A 26,061-nucleotide genomic window follows, 5' to 3' on the forward strand; every position below is an offset into this window, starting at 1 on the left:
CATTTCCGGGCCTTTGTGACGTAAATCGGGGGCGCCCTACAGTCGATGCATGACTGATACAGCTCTAGCCGGAGCGTCCGCGGATTCGGCTGCCCCCAAGCGCCCCGCACGCACGTCCCGCCCCGCCGCGAAGCCGCATGGCCAGTGGAAGGTGGACGGCAAGACGCCGCTGAATGCCAACGAAACCTGGAAACAGGAAGACGACGGCCTGAACGTCCGCGAGCGTATTGAGACCATCTACGCCAAGGAAGGCTTCGACGCCATCCCCGGCCAGGACCTGCACGGCCGGTTCCGCTGGTGGGGCCTGTACACCCAGCGCAAGCAGGGGATCGACGGCGGCAAGACGGCGACCTTGGAGCCGCACGAGCTTGAGGACAAGTACTTCATGCTCCGCGTGAGGATCGACGGCGGTGCGCTTACCACCGAGCAGTTGCGCGTGATCGGCCAGATCTCGGTGGACTTCGCCCGGGACTCCGCCGACCTCACCGACCGCCAGAACATCCAGCTGCACTGGATCCGGGTGGAGGACATCCCCGAGATCTGGAACCGCCTGGAGGCTGTTGGGCTGTCCACCACCGAAGCCTGCGGCGACGTACCCCGTGTCATCCTGGGCTCGCCCGTAGCCGGCATCGCCAAGGACGAGATCATCGACCCCACCCCGCTCATCGCCGAGCTGGGGGAGCGGTTCATCGGCAACCCGCTGCTGTCCAACCTGCCGCGCAAGTACAAGACCGCCATCACCGGCCACCCGAGCCAGGACGTGGTGCACGAGATCAACGACTGCGCCTTCGTGGGCATCGAGCACCCCGAACTCGGCATTGGTTACGACCTGTGGGTGGGCGGCGCGCTGTCCACCAACCCCATGCTGGGCAAGCGGCTCGGCGCGTTCGTCAAGCCGGACCAGGCTGCCGACGTATGGCTCGGGGTCACCAGCATCTTCCGCGACTACGGTTACCGCCGCATGCGCACCAAGGCCCGCCTGAAGTTCCTCCTGGCCGACTGGGGCACAGAGAAGTTCCGCCAGATCCTGGAGGACGAATACCTCGGTTACAAGCTTGCCCATGGCCCCGCCGCACCCAAGCCCGCCACCCCGGGTGACCACGTGGGCGTGCACGAGCAGAAGGACGGCAAGTTCTTCATCGGCGCCACGCCGCTGGCCGGCCGCCTGTCCGGGTCCGCGCTGGTGAAGCTCGCGGACACCCTCGAAGCCCGCGGCTCCTTCCGGCTGCGCACCACGCCACACCAGAAACTGGTGGTCCTGGACGTCGAAAAGGACCAGGTGGAGCCCCTCGTGGCAGAACTGGACGCACTGGGCCTTTCCGCGCGGCCCTCGGTCTTCCGCCGCGGCACCATCGCCTGCACCGGCATCGAGTACTGCAAGCTGGCCATCGTTGAAACCAAGATGACTGCCGCCACGGCCGTGGCGGAGCTGGAACGCCGCCTGGCCGACCTCGCCGGCTCGGGCCAACTGCCGCAGGCACTGTCCCTGCACATCAACGGTTGCCCCAACTCCTGCGCCCGTATCCAGACGGCGGACATCGGCCTCAAGGGCATGATGCTGCCAACGCCCGACGGCGACCCCTCCCCGGGTTTCCAGGTCCACCTCGGTGGCGGCCTGGCTTCCAACGACCGCGAGGAAGCAGGCTTGGGACGCACCGTCCGCGGCCTCAAGGTGTACGTTGACGACCTGCCCGACTACGTTGAGCGTGTAGTACGCCGGTTCGTGGCCGACCGCGCCGAAGGCCAGAGCTTCGCCGAATGGGCCCACGCAGCAGACGAGGAGGCACTCCAGTGACAACCACACTCCGCACCAAGGAAGAGCTGAAGGCCATCGCCGAAGCCGGTGCCGCCGAGCTCGGCTGGGACGCCCCCGCCCGCGACGTCATCGCCTGGGTTGAACGTAACTTTGACTTGCCCGCCGTCGCCGTCGCCTGCTCCATGGCCGACGCCGTCCTGCCCGCCCTGGTGGCGGACCAGATGCCCGGCGTCGACGTCCTCTTCCTGGAGACCGGCTACCACTTCCCGGAAACCTACGCCACGCGCGACGAGGTGGCCGCGAACCTCCGCGTCAACGTGGTGGATGTGCTGCCGGAGAACACGGTGGAGCAGCAGGACCGGCTGCTGGGCAAGGACCTCTTCGCCCGCGACGCCGCCCAGTGCTGCGCCCTCCGCAAGGTGGCCCCGCTGCAGCGCACCCTGGCCGGCTACGAGCTCTGGTTCACCGGCGTCCGCCGTGACGAAGCCCCCACCCGCACCAACACCCCGCTGATCACCTGGGACGAGGCGAACGGCCTGGTCAAGGTCAATCCGATGGCTGCCTGGACGTTCGACCAGCTGGTCCAGTACTCCGACGACAACCTCCTGCCCGTCAACCCGCTGCTTTCCCAGGGCTACCCCTCCATTGGCTGCCAGCCCTGCACCCGGAAGGTGGCACCCGGCGAGGACCCCCGCGCCGGCCGCTGGGCAGGATCCGACAAGACAGAATGCGGGCTACACGTATGAGCACTTCACTTACCGAGGAGACCCAGGTGACTGACGCCGCCGTATCCACGCGCCTGTCCAGCCTGGACACCCTGGAGTCCGAGGCCATCCACATCATCCGCGAGGTTGTTGCCGAGTTCGAGAAGCCTGCGCTGCTGTTCTCCGGCGGCAAGGACTCCGTGGTGATGCTGCACCTGGCCACCAAGGCGTTCTGGCCGGGCAAGGTGCCGTTCCCCGTGCTGCACGTGGACACCGGGCACAACTTCCCCGAGGTCATCGACTTCCGCGACCGCACCGTTGAGCGGCTGGGCCTCAAGCTCGTGGTCGGCTCCGTGCAGGAGTTCATCGACCGCGGCGAGCTTGCAGAACGTGCCGACGGTACCCGCAACCCGCTGCAGACCGTCCCGCTGCTGGACGCCATCCAGCAGAACAAGTTCGACGCCGTCTTCGGCGGCGGCCGCCGCGACGAGGACAAGGCCCGCGCCAAGGAGCGCATCCTGAGCCTGCGCGACGAGTTCGGCCAGTGGGACCCGCGCAACCAGCGCCCCGAACTGTGGAACCTGTACAACGGCCGCCACACGGTGGGCCAGCACGTCCGCGCGTTCCCCATCAGCAACTGGACCGAGCTGGACATCTGGCGCTACATCGAGCGCGAGAACATCGAACTGCCGGGCCTGTACTACGCCCACGAGCGTGAGGTCTTCGCCCGCGACGGCATGTGGCGCGCAGTGGGCGAAGTGTCCCAGCCCCGCGACGGCGAAGAGGTCATCACCAAGACCGTCCGCTACCGCACCGTGGGCGACATGTCCTGCACCGGCGCCGTGGAGTCCAACGCCTACACGGTGTCCGACGTCGTGGTGGAAGTCGCCGCCTCAACCCTCACCGAACGTGGCGCCACCCGCGCAGATGACCGCATCTCCGAGGCCGCCATGGAAGACCGCAAGAAGGACGGGTACTTCTAATGAGCACGATTTCCGAGATTTCGACAGGCTCAATCAACGAAAGCCTGCCCACTACGCTCTTCCGCTTCGCCACCGCGGGATCGGTCGACGACGGCAAGTCCACTTTGGTGGGCCGCCTCCTGCACGATTCCAAGGCGATCCTGGCCGACCAGCTCGACGCCGTTGCCCGCACCTCCGCGGACCGCGGCTTCGGCGGCGACAAGGGCGGCATCGACCTGGCCCTGCTGACCGACGGCCTGCGCGCCGAACGCGAACAGGGCATCACCATCGACGTGGCCTACCGCTACTTCGCCACCGACCGCCGCAGCTTCATCCTGGCAGACTGCCCCGGGCACGTGCAGTACACAAAGAACACGGTGACCGGCGCATCCACCGCGGATGCCGTCGTCGTCCTCATTGACGCCCGGAAGGGCGTGCTGGAGCAGACCCGCCGGCACCTGTCCGTGCTGCAGCTGCTGCGCGTGGCGCACGTGATCGTGGCAGTGAACAAGATTGACCTGGTGGACTTCAGCGAATCCGTGTTCCGCGGGATCGAAGCCGACGTGCAGCAGGTGGGCCGTGAACTGGGCCTCGGTTCGGACGGCATCTCCGACCTCCTGGTCATCCCGGTCTCGGCGCTCGACGGCGACAACGTGGTGGACCGCTCGGAGCGGACCCCCTGGTACACCGGCCCCGCGCTGCTGGAGGTCCTCGAGACCCTCCCCGCCGCTGATGAGCTCGAGAGCCACCTGGAAAGCTTCCGCTTCCCGGTCCAGCTGGTGGTCCGGCCGCAGGGCGCCTTGGCTCCTGACGCCGTCGCCGCCGGCCTGGACGTGGAGGCGTACCGTGACTACCGTGCCTACGCCGGGCAGATCACCGAAGGTTCAGTGAAGGTGGGGGACCAGGTCTCCGTCCTGACGCCGGGCCAGTCCCCGCGGACCACCACCGTGGTGGGCATCGACTTCGCCGGTGATTCGCTGGCGGAAGCCGCCGCCCCGCAGTCGGTGGCCCTCCGGCTGGCGGACGAGTTCGACGTCGCCAGGGGTGACACCATCGCCGCTGCCGGGACCGTCCGGGAAGCCTCCGCCGACCTGTACGCCGCCCTTTGCTGGCTCTCGCCCAAGCCGCTGCGCGAAGGCCAGAAGGTGCTGGTCAAGCACGGTACCCGGACGGTGCAGGGGATGGTCCGCAACGTCTCCGGCAAGCTGGACCTGGCCACCTTCAAGCTGGAGGCGGCGTCAAGCCTGGAGCTCAACGACATCGGCAACGCGCAGCTCCGGCTCGCCGCCCCGCTGCCGCTGGAGAACTACCTGCACCACCGCCGCACCGGCGCGTTCCTGGTGATCGATCCGCTGGACGGCAACACCCTGGCCGCCGGCCTGGTCAAGGACCACCCGGGGGACCACGAGGACGAGCGCTACAGCATCTAGTTCCTGTCCGGATCGCCGGAACGCTGCAAGGTCGCCGGAACGCTACGGCTCCCCCGCAGCGTTCCGGCGATTTCGCGTTCCTGCGGCAACCCGCACGTTAACCGCACTGGTGCCCGCCGGATCTTTCCCGGCGAATGGCGGCATGGGAAGCTCAGGCATTGTTTACTCGATGCCCGGGGTTCCAGGCCCGGGCCATTGGTTCAGGAGGCGCGATGCCAGCCATCCACCGGTGGCGCACCAAAGCGGTACTGGTATTCGCGCGCGATGCCCGGGACTGGCGGATCACCCGGCGGCAGGCACTGATGCTCGCCCTGCTCCCCGTCGGCATTGCGATGGCAGCTGCGGCCACGGTCCTTTATCCGCCGCTGTACATCTGGCTCCTCGCCGAAGACTCGCTGGTGGAATGGCTGCAGTTCCTCAGCCTCCTGGGCGCGGCCATCTTCCTGACCTTCCTCGCTGTCCGGCTCCCGGCGTCCGGACAGAAGGGCATGGCTCTTGTTTACGGGCTGGTTGGCGCCGGGGCCTGGTTCCTCGCCGGCGAGGAAATCTCCTGGGGCCAGCGGATTTTTGGCTGGCAGACTCCCGAATCCATGGAGCAAATCAACGGGCAGGGCGAAACCACCCTGCACAACATCCGGGGCGTGCAGGAACTGGTCCCGGCCGCCATGCTCCTGGCCAGCCTGTACGGTGCACGCGCCCCCCTCGTTTGGGCGGCGGTCCGGGCACGCTGGAAGAAGGCTGCGTCCCTGCAACTGCTCATCCCGCCCTTGGGCCTGGTGCCGGCTTTCGGGCTGGCCGCGGCGTACCGGCTCTTCCGCCTGTTGGTTTGGCCGGCGGCCGATTACGGAATTTCTGAGTATTCCGAAGTGATGGAGCTCTGCCTGTACCTGGGATTGGCATTGTTCTGCTGGCTCAACGTGCGCCGTCTGTTCCAGCACCGGGCGAGCGTGGCAGGGCCCCGCCACCGCCTGGCAAGCACCGCCTGAGTTCCCGGCCCGTCAGTGGACCTCCGCTATCGGCCCTCGAGGATGGACTTCAGTTTCTGCAGGTCCCGGCGCGTTTCACGCCGGATCATTGGCTCCATGAACAACCCTGCCAGCTTGGAGAAACCCGAGGGGCTCCCGCTGTTGCCGAGCGTCATGCGCGTCCCGCCGTCGTCGTCCGTCCAGGTGTAGGTGGTCTGCATGGGGAAGGGGCCCTGGGCCGTCCGCATCACCAGCCTCTCGCCGGTGACGAACTCCACGAACTCGTAGGTATATTTCAGCTCCCGGCCCAGGAATTTTGCGGTGAACGCCACCTTGGAGCCCACCCCGGCAGGGCCCTCGCCGAGCCGCTGCGAGCTGTGGATGTTCCGGTACCACTTGGGCGCATTCTCAGGGTCCGCCGCGTACTCCGCCACTTCACTTCGGGGCTTATCGATGTGGATCTCGGTCTGGACGTTCACCATGCATGGTCTCCTTGCAGCTGCGGCGTGCGGTTGCGGTAAGCCTCGAAGCCACGTTAGCCCGGACGCGGAGAAGCCGCATCTGCGGGCGGGTGCGGCACATGCTGCGGCAATTGGTCAACGTTGCGGCGCCTGAATCTGCAAAACCGGGCATCCGGGCGGCCGAATGTGACGCTACATGAACGTGCGTGACCCCCCGTTTCCGCGTCGTTGAACGGGTTTGGGCCACTCCCTATGGTGAAACAATGACTAGTTCCAAGCCCGGGATGACCCGCATCGTGGCAGGCGAAAGCGCGGTTCCCAAGCGCAAGCGTGCCGTCGAGGCCGCCCTGGCAATCGGGCTGGTCCTCCTGATTGCCGTCGGGGCCATTGTTGCCTCGAACGTCTCCCGCAACACCGAGGCCCAGGCGGCAGAGCCCAGCCCTGCGGCCGAGCTGAAACTCGGCTACTTCGGCAACGTCACGCACGCGCCGGCCCTCGTGGGTCTCAAAAAAGGCTTCCTGCAACATGCACTTGGCGGCACCAAGCTCAGCACCGAAACCTTCAACGCCGGGCCGGCCGCCATCGAAGCCCTGAACGCCGGAGCCATCGACGCCGCATACATCGGCCCCAACCCCGCCATCAATTCTTTCGCCAAGAGCCAGGGCCAGTCCGTCCGCGTGATCGCCGGAGCAGCGGCGGGCGGCGCGCAGCTCGTGGTCAAGCCCGGGATCAACTCCGCGGCGGACCTCAGGGGCAAGACCCTTGCCTCACCGCAGCTGGGAGGGACCCAGGACGTCGCGCTCCGGGCCTGGCTGACCAAACAGGGCTACAAGACCAACGTGGACGGCAGCGGCGACGTCGCCATCAACCCCACGGACAACGCCCAGACCCTGAAGCTGTTCCAGGACGGAAAGCTCGACGGCGCGTGGTTGCCTGAGCCGTGGGCCTCCCGCCTGGTGCTCCAGGCCGGAGCCAAGGTGCTGGTGGACGAAAAGGACCTGTGGGATGGAACCGGAACCGGCAAGCCGGGCGAGTTCCCCACCACCGTCCTGATCGTGAACCAGAAATACGCGGCTGACCACCCGGATACCGTCAGGGCGCTGCTCAAGGGCAATGCCAATTCCGTGGCGTGGCTCAACTCCGCGCCGGCCGATGAGAAAGCGAACCTCATCAACGCCGCCCTGCAGGAATCCGCCGGGGCAGCACTGCCAAACGACGTCCTTACCAGGTCGCTGGCCAACATTACTTTCACCCTCGACCCGCTGGCCGGCAGCTACTCCAAGCTGCTGCAGGATGGCGTGGACGCGGGAACCACCAAGAAGGCCGACATCAGCGGCCTCTTCGACCTCCGTGCGCTCAACCAGGTCACCGGCACCAGCAAGATCTCCGCGGCCGGCCTCGGCCAGGACTGACCCACCCACTACCTAAGGACGGCACCATGCCAGTCGTACTGGAACACCTGGGCAAGCGCTTCGGCGACGGCGCCCCGGTACTGGACGACGTCAACGCCAACATCATGCAGGGCGAGTTCGTTGCCCTCCTCGGTGCCTCCGGCTGCGGCAAATCCACCCTCCTGAACATCATCGCGGGACTGGAAGCGCCGACGTCGGGCGCCCTGGAAGTGCCCAGCGACGGCGCCGCCTTCATGTTCCAGGACGCCGCGCTCTTCCCGTGGCTCACGGCCCGGGAAAACATCGAATTGGCCCTGAAGCTCCGGGGCGTGGGCAAGGCTGAGCGCCGCATCAAGGCCCAGGAACTCCTGGAACTGGTACACCTTGGCTCGGCCGGGGACAAGCGGCCGCACGAGCTTTCCGGCGGCATGCGGCAGCGCGTCTCACTGGCCCGCTCGCTGGCGCAGGACCGGCAGCTGCTCCTCATGGATGAACCGTTTGCCGCGCTGGACGCGATCACCCGTGACCTGCTGCACGACGAGCTGGAACGGATCTGGAAGGAAACCGGACGCACCATCGTGTTCGTCACCCACAACGTCCGCGAGGCCGTCCGGCTGGGACAGCGCGTCCTGCTGCTGTCCTCCCGCCCCGGACGCGTAGTCCAGGAATGGGCCGTCACCGAGGAACACCGAACCGACGCCGGGCTCGCCGGCCAGCTGACCGGGGTCATCACCGCCCGGCTGCGGGAGGAGATTCGCCGCCATGCCAAGTAACCCACCCCTGGTTGAGGAGGAGCCGGTGGTTGAGCCTGTCGAAACCACAACTGCTGAAACCCGGCACGTCCATGCCGCTTTGACCCGGACTTCCAGCGGGCACGAGGACCTCCGCGAACTCGAATCCGGTTTGGACTCCCTGCAGTCCGACGCCGACCGGAAGCACCGGATCGACTGGAGCCGGATCCTCCTGCCCGTGGCCGCCCTGGTGGTTTTGGTACTGGTCTGGCAGTTCTATGTCTCGCTCGGCGTCAAGCGCCGCGACCTGGTTCCCGGACCGCTGGACGTCCTCGGCCAGCTGGGCGTTCTCTGGGGCGACGGCAACCTGCAGGAATCCGTATGGACTTCATTGCAGCGCGGCGTAGTGGGTTTCGTCATCTCGGTGGCCATTGCGACCCCGGTAGGTCTGCTCCTGGCCCAGGTGGCACCGCTGCGGCGCGCCTTTGGCCCGCTCATCTCAGGCCTGCAGGTCCTGCCCTCGGTGGCGTGGGTCCCCGCGGCCATCATCTGGTTCGGCCTCACAGACGCCACCGTCTATTTCGTGGTGTTCATGGGCGCCATCCCCTCCATCATCAACGGGCTCATCTCCGGCGTGGACCAGATCCCGCCGCAATACCGCAGGGTGGGCACCGTCCTGGGCGCGTCAAGGCTACAGATGGCCCTGCAGATTGTCCTGCCGGCTGCGCTGCCGGGTTACCTGGGCGGCCTGAAACAGGGCTGGGCCTTCTCCTGGCGTTCCCTCATGGCCGCCGAAATCATTGCGGTGGGCGGCACCATCGGCTTCGGCCTTGGTTCGCTGCTGGACCAGGGGCGGACCCTCTCCGACATGGCCGTGGTCATGGCTGCCATCCTCCTGATCCTCGCGGTGGGCATCCTGATTGAGCTGCTGGTCTTCGGGCCCATCGAGAAGCGGCTCCTCCGCAGCCGGGGCCTCCTGACAGGCAGCACCCGCTAGCCCAACCCGGCGCCCAACCACTGCAGAGCCCGACGGCGACCTCCCGCCGTCGGGCTCCCTGCATCCCCTGGCGGCCTGCCGCGGCCGGTGCCGGGGCACTTTGACACGGACACGCCGGATTTTGGGGCCGGTTCGACGCCGGGATGCGGCAAAGTGCCCCGCGACCGCGGCTCCCGCCAGGGCGAGCCGTGGCAGACTGGCGCCATGACAGCCAGCTTCGTGTGCCGCACCGAGTCTCCTCTGCCCGTGGACCAGCTTTTCGACCTGGCCCGCAGCATCGATGCGCATGTGGACTCGCAGCGGGCGTCGGGGGAGCGCGCGGTGGCCGGCGTCACCAGCGGCCTTATCGGGGAAGGCCAAGAGGTGACGTGGCGGGCCTGGCATTTCTGCATCCCGCTCACCATGACCAGCCGGATCACCCATTTGGATTATCCCCGCAGCTTCACCGACGAACAGGCCAAGGGCCCCTTCAAGGCCTTCCGGCATGTCCATGACTTCGCGGCGACACCCACGGGCAGCGTCATGACGGACCGGGTAGAGTTCACCGCGCCGCTGGGTGTGCTGGGCCGCGGCGTCGAACGCCTGTTCCTGGCCCGGTACCTGGAGCGCCTCATCAGGCAGCGGGGGCGATTCCTCGCGACCGACCGGATTGCCGGGTCAGCTAACCTCTAGAGCTACGCGAAGGGCGGCGGGCCAATGATCTCGATTCCGCCGTGGGCCTGGCCGGATGCGCGAATCCGGCTGAAGTCCACCACTCCTGAACCGTTCGGAGCATCGGCCCCGGACAGTGGCTCGCTGGCGCCGTCGTAGAAGGACTGGGCGCTGCCCGGCGTCTGCAGGCACAGTATCCGGGTGCCCTCCTGCAGCACTTTGAAGGCGTGGGGAAGGCCGCGTGGTGCCATGGCGAGACCGCCGGCGGGGATCCGGTGCTCAGTTCCGTCCAGGTTCACCAGGATCTCGCCCGCCAAAACGTAGAGGGTTTCGTCCGAGTCGGGGTGGGTGTGGAGCGGGGTGACCTTGTTAAGGGCCATCTCGTCCTCGAACAGCAGGAACGCCCCGGCCGTCTCCTCCTGCCTGGCCTTCCAGGTGTGCACTCCGCCGCCGTAGAACCAGCGTCTGGGTCCTTCGCCGGGCTGGCGGACCAGGGATGATGAGCCGTTCTTCGTTTCCATGCTGTTCGCCTCGATGCGTCGGGAAACTTTATGGGACGGACGTCCCATAACAAGACTGGGGTACCATGAAGGACATGTCAAGACCCTATGCGGACAGCGGACGGACCAGCCAGAAGCGCCGGACCATGGATGCGCTTGTGGCCGCGGCCAGGACTCTGGTTGCCGCCGGCAGGACGCCTACCGTGGACGAGGCCGCACAGGCGGCCGGGGTCGCGCGGAGTACTGCCTACCGCTATTTCCCGGGCCAACGGGACCTGCTCGCCGCAGCGCACCCTGAGACCGCACGGACCTCGATGCTGCCGGACACTCCGCCCCAGGACGCGGCCGGGCGGCTCGACGCCGTGGTGGTGGAGTTCACCCGGATGATCCTGGAGACCGAGGCGCAGCAGCGGACCATGCTGCGCTTGTCGCTTGAGTCCGTCGACGGTCCCGACCGGAGCCTGCCGCTGCGCCAGGGGCGTGCCATCGGCTGGCTCGCCGAAGCGCTGGCGCCGCTGCGGGGGGAGTTGACTGATGACCAGGTCCACAAGCTGGTGCTGTCCATCCGCAGCTGCATTGGCATTGAAGCCCTGGTCTGGCTGACGGATGTGGGCGGGCTGGGCCGGGAGGAAGCCATCGAGTCAATGCGGTGGACTGCCAACGCATTGCTGGCCAAGGCGCAGGCCGATGGCCTGTGGCGCTGACAGCACTGGACCCTTTGTGACGCAGCATTACCTTACGTGAACTGGTGTTGCTCGGCCTTTGTTGGCGAATGTGACGCGGCCCTACCGTTGATTCATGGCAATTCAGGACATATACCCCACGGCACTCCGGCTGCTCGGCCGCCCCGTGCTGGTGGTGGGCGGCGGCCCCGTTGCCGCCCGCCGCGCCAAGGGCCTGCTCGACGCCGGGGCAGTGGTCACCGTCGTGGCCCCGGTTGCCTCGCCCGCGCTGAAGGACATGGCCGACGCCGGCCTGCTCACCTGGGAAGCGCGGCCCTACCTCTCCAGCGACGTCGACGGCGTGTGGTTCGTACAGACCGCCACCGGCGATCCGGAGGTGGATGCCCAGGTATCGGCCGACGCCGAGGCCCAGCGGGTGTGGTGCGTCAACGCCTCCAACCATGAAGCGTCTGCCGCCTGGACACCCGCCGTGGCAGAGGTGGATGACGTGAAGATCGCCGTCAACGCCGGGGGAGACCCGCGCCGCGCCATGGCAGTCCGGGACGCCGTCGCCACCGCCCTCGAAACCGGCGACCTTCCGCTGCGCCGCCGCCGTGCGCACCAGGGAACCGTTGCCCTGGTGGGTGGCGGTCCCGGCGATACCGGCCTCATTACCGTCCGCGGCCGCCGGCTCCTGGGCCAGGCCGACGTCGTCGTTGCTGACCGCCTGGGCCCGCGCGGCCTCCTGGACGAACTCGCCCCGGACGTCCGGGTCATCGAAGTCGGCAAGACTCCCGGCCACCACCCAGTGCCGCAGGCGGAGATCAACCGCATCCTGGTGGCGGAGGCACAAAACGGCCACCGCGTGGTCCGGCTCAAGGGCGGGGACCCCTACGTCCTGGGCCGTGGCGGTGAAGAAGCCGAGTATTGCCGGCAGCACGGTGTGGAAGTTGAGGTGGTCTCCGGCGTTACATCAGCCATCTCCGTCCCCGCCGCAGCGGGCATTCCCGTCACGCACCGTGGACTGGCGAAGGGGTTCAGCGTGGTTACCGGCCACGAGGAACTCTCCGAAGTTCCTGCCCGCCCGGACCACACCATTGTCCTGCTCATGGGCGTCGGCCTACTCCGGGAATCTGCGTCCGCGCTGGGCGAAGCCGGCCTGCCGGAGGACACCCCTGTTGGTATCGTGGAAAACGGATATCTGCCGGACCAGCGCGTCACCATCGGCACGCTTGGCTCCATCGCGGACCAGGCCGAAGCCGCCGGTGTTGCCAACCCGGCCGTGATCGTCATCGGTGACGTGGTGCGCGTGAGCCCGTTCGCGCCGTCGCACTTCAAAACCGCTGACTACGGCACCACCACCCCGAACAGCCCCCGCAAGACCGCCCTCACCACCTGAAACCCATCGATTGCTCCGTACTAGTCGTTATGAGCCTTCAAAACGGCGATAACTCAGCAATCGATGCAGAAGAAAAGGAACACAGCCGTGTCATCCAGCACCACCGTAGGATCTGCTGCGCGTCCGCTCCGCGTCGCCGTCGTTGGCTCCGGCCCTGCCGGCGTCTACGCAGCCGACATCCTCACCAAGAGCGAGGCCGTCAAGAGCGGCGAGCTGACCGTCAGCATTGACCTCTTCGACCGCTACCCGGCACCCTACGGCCTGATCCGCTACGGCGTGGCCCCGGACCACCCCCGCATCAAGGGCATCGTCAATGCCCTGCACAAGGTCCTGGACCGCGGCGACATCCGCTTCTTCGGCAACGTGGACTACGGCACGGACCTCACCATCGAGGACCTGCGCACCCACTACGACGCCGTCATCTTCGCCACCGGTGCCATCAAGGACGCGGACCTGAACATCCCCGGCGTCGAACTGGACGGCTCCTACGGCGGCGCCGACTTCGTCTCCTGGTACGACGGCCACCCTGACGTGCCCCGCGAATGGCCCCTGGAAGCCAAGGAAATCGCCGTGATCGGCAACGGCAACGTGGCCCTGGACGTGGCCCGAGTCCTGTCTAAGCACGCCGATGACCTCCTGGTTTCCGAAATCCCGGACAACGTCTACGCCGGCCTGAAGGCATCGCCGGTCACCGACGTGCACGTCTTCGGCCGCCGCGGCCCGGCCCAGGTCAAGTTCACCCCGCTGGAGCTGCGCGAACTGTCCCACTCCAAGGACGTGGACATCATCCTGTACCCGGAGGACTTCGAGTTCGACGAGGAGTCGGACCGCCAGATCCAGACGAACAACCAGACCAAGACCATGGTGGGCACGCTCACCAACTGGATCGCCGAACAGCCCGAGGACGTCTCCGAGCTGAAGGCTTCCCGCCGCCTGCACCTGCACTTCCTGCACAGCCCGGTGGAGATCTATGACGACGCCGAGGCGCCGGGCAAGGTGGCCGGCATCAAGTTCGAGCGCACCGAGCTGGACGGCACCGGCAACGCCCGCGGCACCGGCGAATACGTGGACTACCCGGTCCAGGCCGTCTACCGCGCCATCGGCTACTTCGGCTCCGCCCTGCCGGAGATCGAGTTCGACCACAAGAAGGGCGTCATCCCGAACGCCGGCGGCCGCGTCCTGGATGCCTCGGGCGCCCACGTGCCGGGCATCTACGCCACGGGCTGGATCAAGCGCGGCCCCATCGGCCTGATCGGGCACACCAAGGGCGATGCCCTGGAGACCGTGACCTACCTGCTGGAAGACCGCGAAAACCTCCCCGTTGCCGAGGCACCTGCCGAAGACGCCGTCGTCGAGCTCTTCGATGCCCGCGGCGTGAAGTTCACGTCCTGGGAAGGCTGGCTGGCCCTGGACGCCCACGAACTGGCGCTTGGCGCGGCGGCCACCGAGGCCGGCGGCTCGCACGGCGTCGAGGTCAAGCGTGAACGCATCAAGGTGGTGCCGCGCGAGGACATGGTGTCCATCTCCCGTGACGGCGTGACCGCCCAGGTCTAGGCCATTGAAACAGCAGGAGCCGCGGAACCACCGTTCCGCGGCTCCTGCCATTTAACCCTGGTGCGCTATTTTCCGGCGCCCCCGATAGCCATCAGTTCCAGCCGCCGGAGCGTCTCCCGGTTCCGGGCGGAGATGACGGGATCCCGGAGGAATTTTGGCATCAGCGTGCCCGGCCCGCGGATGGCGTCCTCTGCAATGGTGACCAGGCACTGGCCGTCGCGGTCCTCCAGCGTGATCTCCACCTTCGCCTCGCCCACCGGCCAGCCGCGCGCCACGAGTTCCAGTGAGCGTCCCGGCTCCACTGCTGTGACGCGGCTGCTGTCATTGATCACCAGCGGCCAGGCGCCCACGGAGTGGTGGAGCCGGGAGCCGCGCCCGGGCCATTCGGCGTCCACATCCCTGATCCGGGACGCCCCCACCACCCAGCCGGAGTACAGCCAGCCGTCGGCGATGACCCGCCAGACGTCGGCCGGGGGGCACTTGAACAGCAGCGAGACGGTGGACATGGGTTCCTTCTCTCTTCTTGGGCAAAAAACGGATGTTACATGCGGCCGAACCGGGCCCGGATCAATGCGAAAATCCCATAGGCGATGAAGCCTGCGCCAATCGCCACCAGCAGGGTAGGCCCGAACGGATGGTCCTGGAGGGCTTTGAGGCTGCCGTCCAGACCTGTGGATTCGTCGGGCCGGTGCCTGGCGGCGGCGATCACGAACAGCAGCCCGGTGAGGACCAATGCAATCCCTTTGGCCACGTGGCCGGTAACGCCCAGGCTGTCGATCAGCCTGCCCCGCCGGGTGCCGATGAAATGGAACAGCTCCTCCTTGAATCCGCGCCGGAGGCCTTTGACGATGAAATAGATGCCAATGCCAAGGATGGTCAGGCCCAGGGCCACCAGGATCCAGGGCCCCGCCGGGTGCGCCATCATGCCCGCACTGAAATCCCGGGTGTTGTCGCCCGAGTCGCTGGGCTGCCCCACGGCGAAACCCGCAAAACTAAGCCCCACGCTGCCGTAGGCGATGGCAAGGAAACCCGACGAAACCAGTTTGGCCAGCCGTTCTTTGCGGGGCAGGCTCCGGGCGCGGAGGGTCGCTTCGCTGGCCTGCCACAGAGCCAAGGCAAGGCATGCCACCACGCACGCCCACATGACGATTGTTCCGAAAGGGTTGTCAGCCAGCCGGGCGATGGCGCCGGTCGGTTCAGCGTCCCCCTGGTGGCCGAAGGCGATGGCGATCGCGATGGCCCCAACAATCACATGGAGCAGGGCCATGACGGCGAATCCTGCACGGGCCAGGACGTCGATGACCTTGTGGTTGGACGCGTCTTCGACAGCGTCGGCTGCCTGGCTGAGGGTGGAATCGCCGTCGGACATGCCTCAGCCGTTCATGGGCCCTTCGGCCCGCATTTTTTCGGCTCCGGGGCCTTCCACGTGGACGGTGCAGCGGACCACGAGCTGACCGGGGGCGTTGTCCAGTTCCACCAGTGAATCGTGGCCGCTGAGGATGGTGAACACTTCGGAGCCGGCCAGGACGCTGACGCCCTTGGCCTTGGCGGTTTCCCGGGCGTTCCCGAGGGCCTCGCGCTCCAGAGCGTCCACGTAGCCGCTGTCACTTTCCCGGGCGGGGTTCCCGAAGGCCCAGCCGAACAATGTCCCTGTGTTTCCCATGGCGTTGATATTACGCGGTTGGCCGGGGTCGGGGCCGGGCTTTCGTAATATTAGTAAGTGTGCTTAGTATGGGCGCACCATACCTTGATGGGACACGGCACGCGAAGCCCGCGCAGGGCGGCAATCCGGTACCAGTTCACAACGTTAGGAATGCACATCATGGCAGGAAATCTCATTGCGCGTTCAGTTCACGACCTGACGGCGGCAGCATGGTTCGGTGGATCCCTGATGGGTGCCATCGGATTGAACGGTGCAACGGCGCAGGCCAAGGACCCCGCGGAACGCACCCGGCTATCGACTGCCGGCTGGATGCGGTGGGCGCCGGTCCAGACTGCGGCGTTCGCTGCCCACCTGGCGGCGGACCTCGCGATCGCCTGGGACAACAAGGGCCGGATCGCCAAGCAGGACGGCGTAGCGCGGGATACCGCCATCAAGACCGCCGTAACGCTCGCGGGCGCCGGGGTGACCCTGTACTCCGGCATCCTGGGCAAGAAAGTGGAGAAGCTTGCCGATGAGGGAGCCAAGGGCGCGACGGAGCCGCATCCGGCCGCGTCGGACGAGCTGAAGTCCGCCCAGCAGCAGCTGAAGCTCCTGCAGTGGGCCATCCCCGGCTTCGCCGCGCTGGTGATCATCCTGGGCGCCAAGCACGGCGAGATGCAGCGCCCCACCAACGTCTTTGCCGGCCTGCGCCGCGACTAACGGCACACGCAGGACGGACGACGGCGGCCCGGCGCCACAGTGCCGGGCCGCCGCCATGTGCGACCCTCACATTCCGCAGCGACGCACACAGTTGATTGCGTCATCGACATTCCCTGGCGCGCACTAAATAACGTCCGCGCCGGGGAATGTGCGCGTCGATTTCCGGAAACCGGAGCGCCACCGGAACTCGAGACGGCGCTACTCCGCCAGCCATTCCGCGCAGGAGTTCAGGTTCCGGTTCACGGTGGCCACGGCGTCGTCCTCGTGCCGCTGCTCGATGGCGTCAAGCAGGGTTTCGTGGCCGTCCCGGGGGAGCCCGTTGAAGCCTGGCCGGCGCTGCTGCGTGAGCAGGTCCTGGTGGAACACGGTCCCGAAGCTGGCATAAAGCTCAAGCAGCAGCGGGTTGCCGGACGCCTGGGCAACGCCCAGGTGAAACTCCCAGTCGGCGTCTGCCCACGCCTCGAAGTCCCCGTTCTTCCAGGCCTGGTCCCGGGCGGTGAGGAAGGCTCTCAGGGACGTGACGTCGTCGTCCGTGGCATTCCGGGCGGCCAGCCGGGCAGCCTGGGTGTCCAGGCCCAGCCGGACCTCAAGGATGTGCTGCTCGGTGTGGTCCTGGTACAGCCGCCGCGCGGCACCGGACATCTCGTTCGTAGCCCGCACGTACGTACCGTCGCCGCGCCGGACCTCCAGCATGCCGCCGTGCGCCAGGGCTTTCACCGCTTCGCGCAGGGTGCCGCGGGAAACACCGAGCTTGGCCATGAGTTCGGGCTCGGGCGGGATGCGCTGGTTCAGGGCCCACTCGCCGGAGTGGACCATGGCGCGCAGTTTCGCGGTGACCTCGGCGGCCAGTGGCTGACGTACGGAGGGGCTCAGGGACACGGTGCTACTTCCTTTCCGCCGTACGGGTTCCGGACATGCCGCGCCCGGTGATCAGGTGGGCCACCACGATCTGGACCAGTGCCAGCGCCAGCAGCAGCACGAGTGGCAGAGTCCAGCCGCCCGTGGCACTGTGCAGCAGACCCATGCCGAACGGACCCGCCGTCGCCAGCAGGTACCCCGAGGATTGGGCCACGGTGGACAGCGCCGTGGTCTCGGCCGTGCTGGTCCCGCTGCGGCTGATCATCACCATCACCAGGGGGAAGATGCCCAGGCCGAAACCGATCAGGACAGCCGGAATGGCCGCCAGCCCCACGGGCAGGACCAGCAGCGCCGCGACTCCCACGGCCATGGTGACGCTCGCCAGGTAGAACGCCGGACGCAGCATGCGCGGCCGGGAGCCGATGGCAATCAGCGCCATGCCGGCCGGGACGGACACCAGTTGCATCAGCCCAAACATCAGCCCGCTGTCCGAGGCGCTCATGCCCATGGTGGTCAGCATGTACGGCAGCCAGCTCAACAGCGCGTAGGCCAGCAGCGCCTGGAGGGTGAAGATCGCGGTAAGGAGCTGGCCTTTCCGGGTGCGCAGCAGGGGCCAGGGGGAGATGTGGGCTGCGGTGCTCCGGACCGTGTGGCGGTGGGCGTGCAGCGCCACGGGCAGGAAGCCCAGGAGTGCCGCCACGGCGGCAATGCCCACCATGCCCACGGCCGCGGAAGGGGATCCGAGGGCCTGGGCCAGGGGCACCACCAGGACGGCGGACAGGGTGCCGCCCGTGGTCATGGTCACCGTATAGACGGCGGTCATGAGCGACGTCCGGGAGGCGAAGTGTTCGCGGATGAAGGACGGCATCGCCACATTGCATACGGCCAGCCCCGACATACCCACCACGCTGCCGGCCACCAGCATTCCGGTGGCGGGAATACCGCGCAGCAGGAGGCCGCCGGCCAGCAGGGTCAGGGACAGCAGGATGGCCTTCTCCACGCCCAGCTTGCCGCTCAGCCAGGACGTGGCGGCGCCGGCCACCGCGAAACACAGGGTGGGAATGGACGGGATGATCGCCGCCACCAGGGCTCCGTAACCCAGCACCGATTGCAGGTCGTGCAGCAGGGCTGACGCTCCGGTGATGCCCGCGCGCAGGTTCAGGCCGATCAGCACCAGGGCAATCACGCCGAACACGACGGCGGAGCGAGGCTTGGCGGACACGGTGCCGGCGGCGTTGCCGGCCGGTTTGGTGGCGGTTGCTGGTGGCGCGGACGCTGGGAGAGTGGCGGGCATACCCTCTACCCTAAAGGTTAGACGTTTGATGTTTGTGGTTTTGTGGTCAACCTCTCCCTGCTGCCGGGGCTGGAATAGACTGCGAACGGACTGTCGGAGGGCCTGGCTTGGACCAGGTGGTGCGGAAGGGCGGCTGTGGAGGCTTCGCGGGGACTTGAAGTTGAGAAGAAGTACGACGTCGGCGCTGACGCCGTGGTGCCGGCGCTGGAGCAGGCCGCCGGGGTGGCCCGGGCCGGAAAGCCCCACACCGACCTCCTCGAGGCGGTGTACTTCGACACCCCGGCCCATGACCTGGCGGGCCGCCGGATCACCCTCCGACGCCGCACCGGCGGCGCCGACGCGGGCTGGCACCTGAAGCTGCCGCCAAAGGCTGCCGCCCCGGGTGATGGCCCGCAGCCGCGGACGGAGCTGCACGCACCCCTTGGCCGTCCCGACGCCGTCCCGGACAGCCTCCTGGCCCACCTTCACGCCTACCTGCGGGGATCCGTTCCGGTGCCGGTGGTCCGGCTGGAAACCCGGCGCACCACCTACCCCCTGTACGGCGACGAGGGCGTGCACCTCGCCGACCTCGCCGACGACCACGTCACCGCCGAGCGGCTGGCCGGAGGGAAAAAGGACACCACCGTGCGCCAGCGGTGGCGTGAGTGGGAAGTGGAACTGGTCCACGGGGAGCCTGCCCTCTTCGGACCGATGGAAGAACTGCTGACCGCCGCCGGTGCCCGGCCCGCCGCGCACGCCTCCAAACTGGCGCGCGCCCTGGGCGCGGGCAAGGCAGCCGCGAAGCGCTCCAACGGCGCCGCACCCGACGGCGATGCGCCCGGCAGTGACTCCGCAAGCAGCCCGGCACTGCTGGCCGGGAAGCGCGCCCCGGCAGCCGCCGTCGTCACCGTCTTTGTGACCTCGCAGATCGACGAGATCCTCGCCATCGACGCCGCCGTCCGGCTGGAGCAACCGGAATCGGTCCACACCATGCGCTCCGCCGCCCGCCGCATCCGGTCCGTCCTGGCGGCGTACGGCAAGCTGTACCGGGCATCGCCGGTGCGCCGGCTCCGGGACGAACTGAAATGGTTGGGCCAGCTGCTGGGCCAGCCGCGCGACGCCGAAGTCCTGCGCGCGCAGCTCCGCAACCAGCTGGCAGACCTGCCACCGGGTGAGGGACTCGCCGCCGCCACGGCAGCGGTTGAACACCGGACCGGTGAGGATTTCGACGCCGCCTACCGCCTCCTGCAGGAAGCGCTGGGTTCGGACCGCTACTTCCGGCTCCTGGACAACCTCGAGGATTTCCGCGACAACCCGCCGGTGCGCGCCGATGCCGTCACATCCGGTCGCCGGGCGGCCGCGAAAGCCGTGGACAAGGGCGCCAAGCGGCTGAAGCGCTCGCAGAAGGCGGCCAAGCGAGCCCGGCGCGGCGCGGACCAGGAACTTGCCCTGCACCGCGTACGCAAGGACGCAAAGCGGCTGCGCTACGTGGCTGAATCGGCCGGACTGGTCCGCGGCAAGCGCGCCGCCAAAGTCGCCAAGGCGGCCCGCCGGCAGCAGAAGATCCTGGGCAGCTTCCAGGACGCGGTGGTGGCCAGGGAACTGCTGGCGGCCACCGCGGCGGACGGCAGCGACCCGGCAACCGCGGCCATCTACACCGAGCTGCTCAGCCAGCAGGATGCAATCATGCTGGCCGCGCACGCCAAATACCGGAAGGCCCGGAAGAAATCGCGCGAGGTGCTGAGCCGCGGCGTCATCTAGGGCCGGGCTATTTGCCCTGCCGTGCGGACAACCGCGCCACCGCCAGGGCCAGCCACAACTGCACCCGGTCCGCGGTGATGGAGGGGTCATAACCCGTCAGCTCGGTGATTTGGGCCAGCCGGTACCGCACGGTGTTGCGGTGCAGCGTGAGTTCTTCCGCCACCGCGGCCACCGAGCCGTTGTTGTTCAGGTAACTCTCCAGCGTGGTCATCAGCTCCGAGCCGTGCGCTGCGTCGAAGGACCGCAGCGGGTTCAGTGACTCATGGGCCATATCCGCCAGCGGCACATCCTCGCTGGCCAGCAGCAGGGAGGTCAGGCTCAGCCGCTCGGGCTCATTCACCGGCAGGCCGTGGCTTGCGGCGTCCCGCGCCTCGAAGTAGCTCCAGCGCAGGCCGTTGGGTTTGGTGTATGCCCCGCCGATGCCGATCGTCGCATGGATTCCGGCCTCGGCCAGGTGGTCGCTCAGCCCGCGGGCGAGCGCCGGTGCCCCGCCGCCGTCGTCATTGACCACCAGCACCAAGTCCTTGCCCACGACGGCGGCCACAGCCTTTTCCAGTTCCTGCGGCACCGAGGTACTTCCCAGGGCCTTGCCGTGGGCGGCGGACACCGCCAGCAGCACCACGTTCTTGCGGGTACTGTTCACGCCCACGCCGGCCAGGCGGCGCTGCGCCTCACTGGTCTCCAGGGCGCCATGGATGACGTCCTCCAGCACCTGGCCGCAGAGGGCCCGCTGGGCCTGGCGCTGCTTGACCATGTTGTTCAGCTCCACGCTGATCAGGTTCTGCGCGTAGCCGATGATGCCCGTGTCTTCGAAGGGCTGGCGCACCCACAGCGTGCAGGCATCCCGACGGCCGGTGGGCACGGGATAGCTGGACCAAGTGTCCGCGGACGGGGTGGACGTGCCGCTGTTGTACAGCTGCGCCGCGAACTGGGTCAGCGCAATGTCTGTGCGCAGCATGCCGCCCAGGTTCTTCAACAGCTCGGCGAGCCCGCCGCCGGTCAGGAGGGCCCGGGCCAGCACCTGGTGGCCCGCGATCAGCCGCTCAAGTTTGGCGTAGTGGTCCGCGGACTGGGCGTCCGCCACCAGCTTGGTGATGGCGATGAACGGAGTCTCGTATGGCACTTCCACCACCGGAAGGCCCCAGCGGTTTGCCTCGGCCAGGAGGGCGGGCGGCACTGACTCGTGCGTCAGGCCCACCCCGAATCCAATGCCCACCGCCCCGGCCCGTTGCACCTGCCGCACAAAGCGGCGCTGCTCGGGGGCGGAGCGCAGCCGCAGGCCGGTGGTGAGGACCAGCTCCCCGCCGTTGAGGAACCGCTGCGGATCCTCCAACTCCGTGACGGCCACCCAATTGATGTCCTGGTTCCAGGTGGTCTCCGCCACGCCCGCTTTGGACAGCGTCAGGGACGACACGCCCACCAGGGCAGCTAGGGAAATGGCCATGAAGCAAGGATAAACGTGAGCTGGGCAACCGCACTAAACCTCTTCCGGAAGGGTGTGCAGGTGGCTATTCACCCCACTGGGGCCCTGGCATAGGCTCAATGCAGTTCCATCCATCCGTCCCGGCCTCCGCCGGGCGCCGATGGCTCCTACGAAAGAGGTTGCACACCGTGGTCCAAACCTTGCAAAACTTCATCAACGGCGCGTTCGTCACCCCGGCCGGCACTGCCCTGCTGGACGTGGTCAACCCCGCCAGCGGCGAAGTGGTGGCACACGCCCCCGTTTCCGTGCAGGCCGATGTCGACGCCGCCATGGCGGCCGCGAACGACGCGTTCCGGACCTGGAAGCACATCACCCCCGGCCAGCGCCAGCTGATGCTGCTCAAGCTCGCCGACGCCATCGAGGCCAACAGCGACGAACTCGTTGAAGCCCAGCACCGCAACACCGGCCAGGTCCGCTCCCTCATCGCCTCCGAGGAAGTGGCTGCCGGCGCAGACCAGCTGCGCTTCTTCGCCGGTGCCGCCCGGATCCTGGAAGGCAAGTCCGCCGGCGAGTACTTCGCGGGCCACACCTCCTACGTCCGCCGCGAACCCATCGGCGTGGTGGCCCAGGTGGCGCCGTGGAACTACCCCTTCCTGATGGCCATCTGGAAGATCGGTCCCGCCCTGGCCGCCGGCAACACCGTGGTCCTCAAGCCCTCCGACACCACCCCGGAATCCACCCTGGTGCTGGCCCGCCTCGCCGGGGAAATCCTCCCTGCCGGCGTCCTCAACGTTATCCTGGGCACCGGCGAAACCGGGGCCATGATGGTAGAGCACAGGGTCCCCGGCCTGGTGTCCATTACCGGGTCCGTCCGCGCGGGGATCGCCGTCGCGTCCGGTGCCGCCAAGGGCCTCAAGCGTGCCCACCTGGAGCTGGGCGGCAAGGCTCCGGCCATCGTCTTTGCGGACGCGGACATCAAGAAGAGCGCCGCGGCCATCGCCGAGTTCGCGTTCTTCAACGCCGGCCAGGACTGCACCGCCATTACCAGGGTTTTGGTGGAGGAGTCGGTGCACGACGACGTCGTGGCAGCCATGGTGGAGCACACCAGGACTCTGCACACGGGCTCTCAAAACGACGAAGACAACTACTTCGGGCCGCTGAACAACATCAACCACTTCAAGGCAGTGACCTCCGTGGTGGAGAACCTGCCCGCCAACTGCAGGATCGAAACCGGCGGCCACCGGGCAGGGGAGAAGGGTTTCTTCTTTGAACCCACCATCATCACCGGCGCCAAGCAGACCGACGACGTCGTGCAGAAGGAAACCTTCGGCCCGGTCATCACCGTGCAGAAGTTCAGCACTGAGGAAGAAGCCGTGGCCCTGGCCAACGACGTCGACTACGCCCTGGCCTCCAGCGTCTGGACCACCGACCACGGAACCGCCATGCGCCTGAGCCGGGACCTGGACTTCGGTGCCGTCTGGATTAACACCCACATCCTCCTCACGGCCGAAATGCCTCACGGCGGCTTCAAGCAGTCCGGTTACGGCAAGGACCTCTCCATGTACGGGGTGGAGGACTACACCCGCATCAAGCACGTCATGTCCGCCCTCGACGCCTGACCATTTCCCCGCTGGTTGAGCTTGCCGAAACCCGGAATCGTAGAAAGAAAAGAACCATGACCACCACCGCATCAGACATCACCTTCCGCCTCGAGCAGAAGCGGAACGTCCAGGCCGACTTCCCGGGCCCCAAATCCGTGGCATTGACCGAACGCCGCAAGTCCGTGGTGGCTGCCGGCGTCGCCTCCAGCGTTCCCGTGTACGTGGCGGACGCGGACGGCGGCATCATCCATGACGTCGACGGCAACTCCTTCATCGACCTCGGCTCGGGCATTGCCGTGACCAGCGTGGGCGCTTCCGATCCCGCCGTCGTCGGTGCCGTCAAGGAAGCGGTGGAGCACTTCACCCACACCTGCTTCATGGTCACCCCCTATGAGGGCTATGTCGCGGTTGCCGAGCAGCTGAACCGCCTGACCCCCGGCGACCACGAAAAGCGCACGGTGCTCTTCAACTCCGGCGCCGAGGCCGTGGAGAACGCCATCAAGGTGGCCCGCCTGGCAACCGGCCGGGACGCCGTCGTCGCCTTCGACCACGCTTACCACGGCCGCACCAATCTGACCATGGCACTTACCGCCAAGGCCATGCCGTACAAGACCAACTTCGGCCCCTTCGCCCCCGAGGTCTACCGGATGCCCATGAGCTACCCGTACCGCGAGGAAAACCCCGCCATCACAGGTGCCGAGGCAGCAAAGCGCGCCATCACCATGATCGAAAAGCAGATCGGCGGCGACCAGGTGGCCGCGATCATCATCGAACCCATCCAGGGTGAGGGCGGCTTCATCGTCCCCGCCGAGGGCTTCCTGCCCGCACTCGCCGCCTGGGCCAAGGACAAGGGCATCGTCTTCATCGCCGACGAAGTCCAGTCCGGCTTCTGCCGCACGGGTGAATGGTTCGCCGTCAACCACGAGGGCGTTGTCCCGGACATCATGACCATGGCCAAGGGCATCGCCGGCGGCATGCCGCTGTCCGCCATTACCGGCCGCGCCGACCTGCTCGACGCCGTCCACCCCGGCGGCCTCGGCGGCACCTACGGCGGCAACCCCGTGGCGTGCGCCGCGGCCCTGGCGTCCATCGGGTCCATGGAGGAATACGACCTCAACGGCCGTGCCCGCCACATCGAGGAACTCGCGCTGGGCCGGCTCCGCGACCTGCAGGCCGAACTGGCCGCTGCCGGCACCGCCGTGATCGGCGACGTCCGTGGCCGCGGTGCCATGCTCGCCGTCGAACTCGTCCAGGCCGGTTCCAAGGAACCCAACCCGGAACTGACCAAGGCCGTGGCTGCCGCCTGCCTCAAGGAAGGCGTCATCATCCTCACCTGCGGCACCTACGGCAACGTCATCCGCCTGCTGCCGCCGCTGGTCATCACCGACGAACTGCTGGCCGACGGCCTGGAAGTCCTCGCCGCCGCCATCAAGGCACACGCCTAACCGGAACGACTCCCTCCGGCAACGCAAAGAAGGTGGGCTCCCTGTTGGGAGCCCACCTTCTTTGCGTTGCCGGTTTTCAGGCGGCGGCCCGGAGCGCCGCCCGGCGGGCCAGCGAATTCCGGCGTGCCGCCCGCAGCATGTCCAGGGTGAGCAGCAGCAGGGCCAGCCATACCACTCCGAACCCGATCCAGCGCTCCATGGTCATGGCCTCCCGGAAAACCAGCAGCGCCACGAGGAATTGCAGCACCGGGGCGAAGTATTGAAGCAACCCGATGGTGGTCATCGGCAGGCGCCGGGCTGAGGCGCCGAAGAAGAGCAGCGGAACCGCGGTGATGACGCCGGAGGCCAGCAGCAGCCAGAAGTGGCCCGCTCCCTGGGTGGTCAGGGTGGAGCTGCCGTTCAGGGCCAGCACCACCATCGCCACCGCAGCCAGCGGGGCAAGGACCATGGTTTCCACGCTTAGGCTGGTGATCGCGTCCACCCTGGAGCCCACCCGGTTCTTGACGAACCCGTACAGGCCGAAGCTGAAGGCCAATGTCAGGGCGATCCAGGGAAGTTTCCCGTAGGAGTAGGTCAGCACGCCCACGGCGATGAAGCCAACGCCGACGGCGGCCCACTGGAGCGGCCGGAGGCGTTCCTTCAGGACAAACACGCCCAGCAAAACGGACACGAGCGGGTTGATGAAGTAGCCCAGCGACGCTTCCACCGCCTGCCCGGTGGTCACGCCGTAGGTGTACGTCAACCAGTTGATCGCGATCAGGAACGCCGCCAACGCGAGCGGACCAAACACCCGCCGGTCCTTCACTGCCGCGGCAAGCACGCCCCACGTCCGGGTCACCGTGATCAGGAGGGCGCAGAACAACAGAGACCACACCACGCGGTTGGCGACGATTTCGACGGCGCCGGCAGGCATGAGGATGAAGAAGTACAGGGGGAGCAGCCCCCACAAAACGTACGCCCCGATGCCGAACAGCATGCCCGCCGTCGTGTCCTTTGCAACAGGTTTGGGGCCCGTGGTGGTCCCGGGCTTCTGTCCGGGCGCTGGGGACGTGGTTTCAGGGGCGGCTTGGGACGTTCGTTCTGGCATGGGCACGCTGTCAATAACAGCATCGGGTGGGCACGTATTCCAGAAGACAGGCAGAATTCCGGGAAATAATCAGTAGGCTTTCTTTCAT

Annotated in this window: 25 protein-coding genes; 16 read left to right on the forward strand and 9 right to left on the reverse strand. The window is 67.4% G+C overall.

Annotated features, from left to right (window positions below):
• Positions 1 to 49: 49 nt before the first annotated feature.
• From AB4Y79_RS01790 to AB4Y79_RS01810, 5 genes are all read left to right on the forward strand, one after another.
• Positions 50 to 1,795 (forward strand): nitrite/sulfite reductase, encoded by a 1,746-nt coding sequence (locus tag AB4Y79_RS01790; protein ID WP_441858211.1) that lies wholly within the window; start codon positions 50 to 52, stop codon positions 1,793 to 1,795.
• Positions 1,759 to 2,502, forward strand: a complete 744-nt coding sequence (locus AB4Y79_RS01795) for a phosphoadenylyl-sulfate reductase (protein WP_441858213.1) — start codon at positions 1,759 to 1,761, stop codon at positions 2,500 to 2,502. Before AB4Y79_RS01790 ends, AB4Y79_RS01795 begins: the two co-directional genes overlap by 37 nt.
• Positions 2,499 to 3,443, forward strand: a complete 945-nt coding sequence (cysD, locus tag AB4Y79_RS01800; protein WP_018769004.1) for a sulfate adenylyltransferase subunit CysD — start codon at positions 2,499 to 2,501, stop codon at positions 3,441 to 3,443. The genes AB4Y79_RS01795 and cysD overlap by 4 nt, the downstream gene beginning before the upstream one ends.
• A complete protein-coding gene (locus AB4Y79_RS01805; RefSeq protein ID WP_441858214.1) occupies positions 3,443 to 4,852 on the forward strand; it encodes a sulfate adenylyltransferase subunit 1 in 1,410 nt (469 codons plus the stop codon). Before cysD ends, AB4Y79_RS01805 begins: the two co-directional genes overlap by 1 nt.
• 212 nt (positions 4,853 to 5,064) lie before the next feature.
• Positions 5,065 to 5,838, forward strand: a complete 774-nt coding sequence (locus AB4Y79_RS01810; RefSeq protein WP_441858215.1) for a hypothetical protein — start codon at positions 5,065 to 5,067, stop codon at positions 5,836 to 5,838.
• Between the two features lie 26 nt (positions 5,839 to 5,864).
• On the opposite strand, the gene AB4Y79_RS01815 is transcribed toward AB4Y79_RS01810, so the two are convergent.
• The gene (locus AB4Y79_RS01815; protein WP_441858217.1) at positions 5,865 to 6,299 is read right to left on the reverse strand and encodes an SRPBCC family protein; all 435 of its coding nucleotides are present in this window, start codon (positions 6,297 to 6,299) and stop codon (positions 5,865 to 5,867) included.
• Positions 6,300 to 6,562: 263 nt separating this feature from the next.
• Here AB4Y79_RS01815 and AB4Y79_RS01820 point away from each other — a divergent pair, with 263 nt between their 5' ends.
• The 4 genes from AB4Y79_RS01820 to AB4Y79_RS01835 all read left to right on the forward strand — a co-directional run bounded on the left by AB4Y79_RS01820 (position 6,563) and on the right by AB4Y79_RS01835 (position 10,069).
• Positions 6,563 to 7,690 carry an ABC transporter substrate-binding protein gene (locus AB4Y79_RS01820; protein WP_441858314.1) on the forward strand — a complete coding sequence of 376 codons (1,128 nt, stop codon included), beginning with the start codon at positions 6,563 to 6,565 and terminating at the stop codon, positions 7,688 to 7,690.
• Between the two features lie 26 nt (positions 7,691 to 7,716).
• Positions 7,717 to 8,442, forward strand: coding sequence for an ABC transporter ATP-binding protein (locus AB4Y79_RS01825; protein WP_441858219.1), 726 nt, complete (start codon positions 7,717 to 7,719; stop codon positions 8,440 to 8,442).
• On the forward strand, positions 8,432 to 9,397 hold the full coding sequence (locus AB4Y79_RS01830; RefSeq protein ID WP_441858221.1) for an ABC transporter permease: 966 nt from the start codon (positions 8,432 to 8,434) through the stop codon (positions 9,395 to 9,397). The genes AB4Y79_RS01825 and AB4Y79_RS01830 overlap by 11 nt, the downstream gene beginning before the upstream one ends.
• A gap of 204 nt (positions 9,398 to 9,601) precedes the next feature.
• Positions 9,602 to 10,069 carry an SRPBCC family protein gene (locus tag AB4Y79_RS01835; RefSeq protein WP_441858223.1) on the forward strand — a complete coding sequence of 156 codons (468 nt, stop codon included), beginning with the start codon at positions 9,602 to 9,604 and terminating at the stop codon, positions 10,067 to 10,069.
• Between the two features lie 2 nt (positions 10,070 to 10,071).
• On the opposite strand, the gene AB4Y79_RS01840 is transcribed toward AB4Y79_RS01835, so the two are convergent.
• Positions 10,072 to 10,569, reverse strand: coding sequence for a cupin domain-containing protein (locus AB4Y79_RS01840; RefSeq protein WP_441858225.1), 498 nt, complete (start codon positions 10,567 to 10,569; stop codon positions 10,072 to 10,074).
• A gap of 74 nt (positions 10,570 to 10,643) precedes the next feature.
• On the opposite strand from AB4Y79_RS01840, the gene AB4Y79_RS01845 reads away from it, so the two are divergent.
• The 3 genes from AB4Y79_RS01845 to AB4Y79_RS01855 all read left to right on the forward strand — a co-directional run bounded on the left by AB4Y79_RS01845 (position 10,644) and on the right by AB4Y79_RS01855 (position 14,163).
• A complete protein-coding gene (locus AB4Y79_RS01845) occupies positions 10,644 to 11,252 on the forward strand; it encodes a TetR/AcrR family transcriptional regulator (RefSeq protein WP_441858227.1) in 609 nt (202 codons plus the stop codon).
• A 94-nt stretch (positions 11,253 to 11,346) separates the two neighbouring features.
• The gene (gene cobA / locus AB4Y79_RS01850; RefSeq protein ID WP_441858229.1) at positions 11,347 to 12,609 is read left to right on the forward strand and encodes a uroporphyrinogen-III C-methyltransferase; all 1,263 of its coding nucleotides are present in this window, start codon (positions 11,347 to 11,349) and stop codon (positions 12,607 to 12,609) included.
• A gap of 87 nt (positions 12,610 to 12,696) precedes the next feature.
• A complete protein-coding gene (locus tag AB4Y79_RS01855; RefSeq protein WP_441858231.1) occupies positions 12,697 to 14,163 on the forward strand; it encodes an FAD-dependent oxidoreductase in 1,467 nt (488 codons plus the stop codon).
• A gap of 65 nt (positions 14,164 to 14,228) precedes the next feature.
• Here the strand turns inward: AB4Y79_RS01855 and AB4Y79_RS01860 are convergent, their stop codons facing one another.
• Genes AB4Y79_RS01860 through AB4Y79_RS01870 form a run of 3 tightly spaced genes read right to left on the reverse strand, consistent with a single transcriptional unit; the run spans position 14,229 to position 15,826 of the window.
• Entirely contained in the window at positions 14,229 to 14,669 is a 441-nt protein-coding gene (locus AB4Y79_RS01860) for an SRPBCC family protein (protein WP_441858233.1), read from the reverse strand.
• A gap of 35 nt (positions 14,670 to 14,704) precedes the next feature.
• On the reverse strand, positions 14,705 to 15,532 hold the full coding sequence (locus AB4Y79_RS01865) for a DUF1206 domain-containing protein (protein ID WP_441858235.1): 828 nt from the start codon (positions 15,530 to 15,532) through the stop codon (positions 14,705 to 14,707).
• A gap of 3 nt (positions 15,533 to 15,535) precedes the next feature.
• On the reverse strand, positions 15,536 to 15,826 hold the full coding sequence (locus AB4Y79_RS01870) for a hypothetical protein (RefSeq protein WP_441858237.1): 291 nt from the start codon (positions 15,824 to 15,826) through the stop codon (positions 15,536 to 15,538).
• Between the two features lie 159 nt (positions 15,827 to 15,985).
• Between AB4Y79_RS01870 and AB4Y79_RS01875 the strand changes: the two genes are divergently transcribed.
• Entirely contained in the window at positions 15,986 to 16,525 is a 540-nt protein-coding gene (locus tag AB4Y79_RS01875; RefSeq protein WP_441858238.1) for a hypothetical protein, read from the forward strand.
• A 198-nt stretch (positions 16,526 to 16,723) separates the two neighbouring features.
• Here the strand turns inward: AB4Y79_RS01875 and AB4Y79_RS01880 are convergent, their stop codons facing one another.
• Together AB4Y79_RS01880 and AB4Y79_RS01885 are read right to left on the reverse strand one after the other, a co-directional pair.
• Positions 16,724 to 17,404, reverse strand: coding sequence for a FadR/GntR family transcriptional regulator (locus AB4Y79_RS01880; RefSeq protein ID WP_441858240.1), 681 nt, complete (start codon positions 17,402 to 17,404; stop codon positions 16,724 to 16,726).
• A 4-nt stretch (positions 17,405 to 17,408) separates the two neighbouring features.
• Positions 17,409 to 18,677, reverse strand: coding sequence for an MFS transporter (locus tag AB4Y79_RS01885; RefSeq protein ID WP_441858242.1), 1,269 nt, complete (start codon positions 18,675 to 18,677; stop codon positions 17,409 to 17,411).
• Positions 18,678 to 18,812: 135 nt separating this feature from the next.
• Between AB4Y79_RS01885 and AB4Y79_RS01890 the strand changes: the two genes are divergently transcribed.
• The gene (locus AB4Y79_RS01890) at positions 18,813 to 20,417 is read left to right on the forward strand and encodes a CYTH and CHAD domain-containing protein (RefSeq protein WP_441858244.1); all 1,605 of its coding nucleotides are present in this window, start codon (positions 18,813 to 18,815) and stop codon (positions 20,415 to 20,417) included.
• 7 nt (positions 20,418 to 20,424) lie between these two features.
• Here AB4Y79_RS01890 and AB4Y79_RS01895 read toward each other — a convergent pair whose 3' ends face one another.
• A complete protein-coding gene (locus tag AB4Y79_RS01895) occupies positions 20,425 to 21,861 on the reverse strand; it encodes a PucR family transcriptional regulator (protein ID WP_441858246.1) in 1,437 nt (478 codons plus the stop codon).
• Positions 21,862 to 22,028: 167 nt separating this feature from the next.
• On the opposite strand from AB4Y79_RS01895, the gene AB4Y79_RS01900 reads away from it, so the two are divergent.
• A complete protein-coding gene (locus AB4Y79_RS01900) occupies positions 22,029 to 23,459 on the forward strand; it encodes an aminobutyraldehyde dehydrogenase (protein ID WP_441858248.1) in 1,431 nt (476 codons plus the stop codon).
• 56 nt (positions 23,460 to 23,515) lie between these two features.
• Positions 23,516 to 24,886: a 4-aminobutyrate--2-oxoglutarate transaminase gene (gene gabT, locus AB4Y79_RS01905; protein WP_441858250.1), complete on the forward strand. Its 1,371-nt coding sequence runs from the start codon at positions 23,516 to 23,518 to the stop codon at positions 24,884 to 24,886.
• 76 nt (positions 24,887 to 24,962) lie between these two features.
• Here gabT and rarD read toward each other — a convergent pair whose 3' ends face one another.
• Positions 24,963 to 25,973 carry an EamA family transporter RarD gene (gene rarD / locus AB4Y79_RS01910; RefSeq protein ID WP_441858252.1) on the reverse strand — a complete coding sequence of 337 codons (1,011 nt, stop codon included), beginning with the start codon at positions 25,971 to 25,973 and terminating at the stop codon, positions 24,963 to 24,965.
• Positions 25,974 to 26,061 lie beyond the last annotated feature (88 nt).

Origin of the sequence: Pseudarthrobacter sp. YAF2, assembly GCF_052113345.1 — a bacterium.
In the GTDB taxonomy this organism is placed as follows: domain Bacteria; phylum Actinomycetota; class Actinomycetes; order Actinomycetales; family Micrococcaceae; genus Arthrobacter.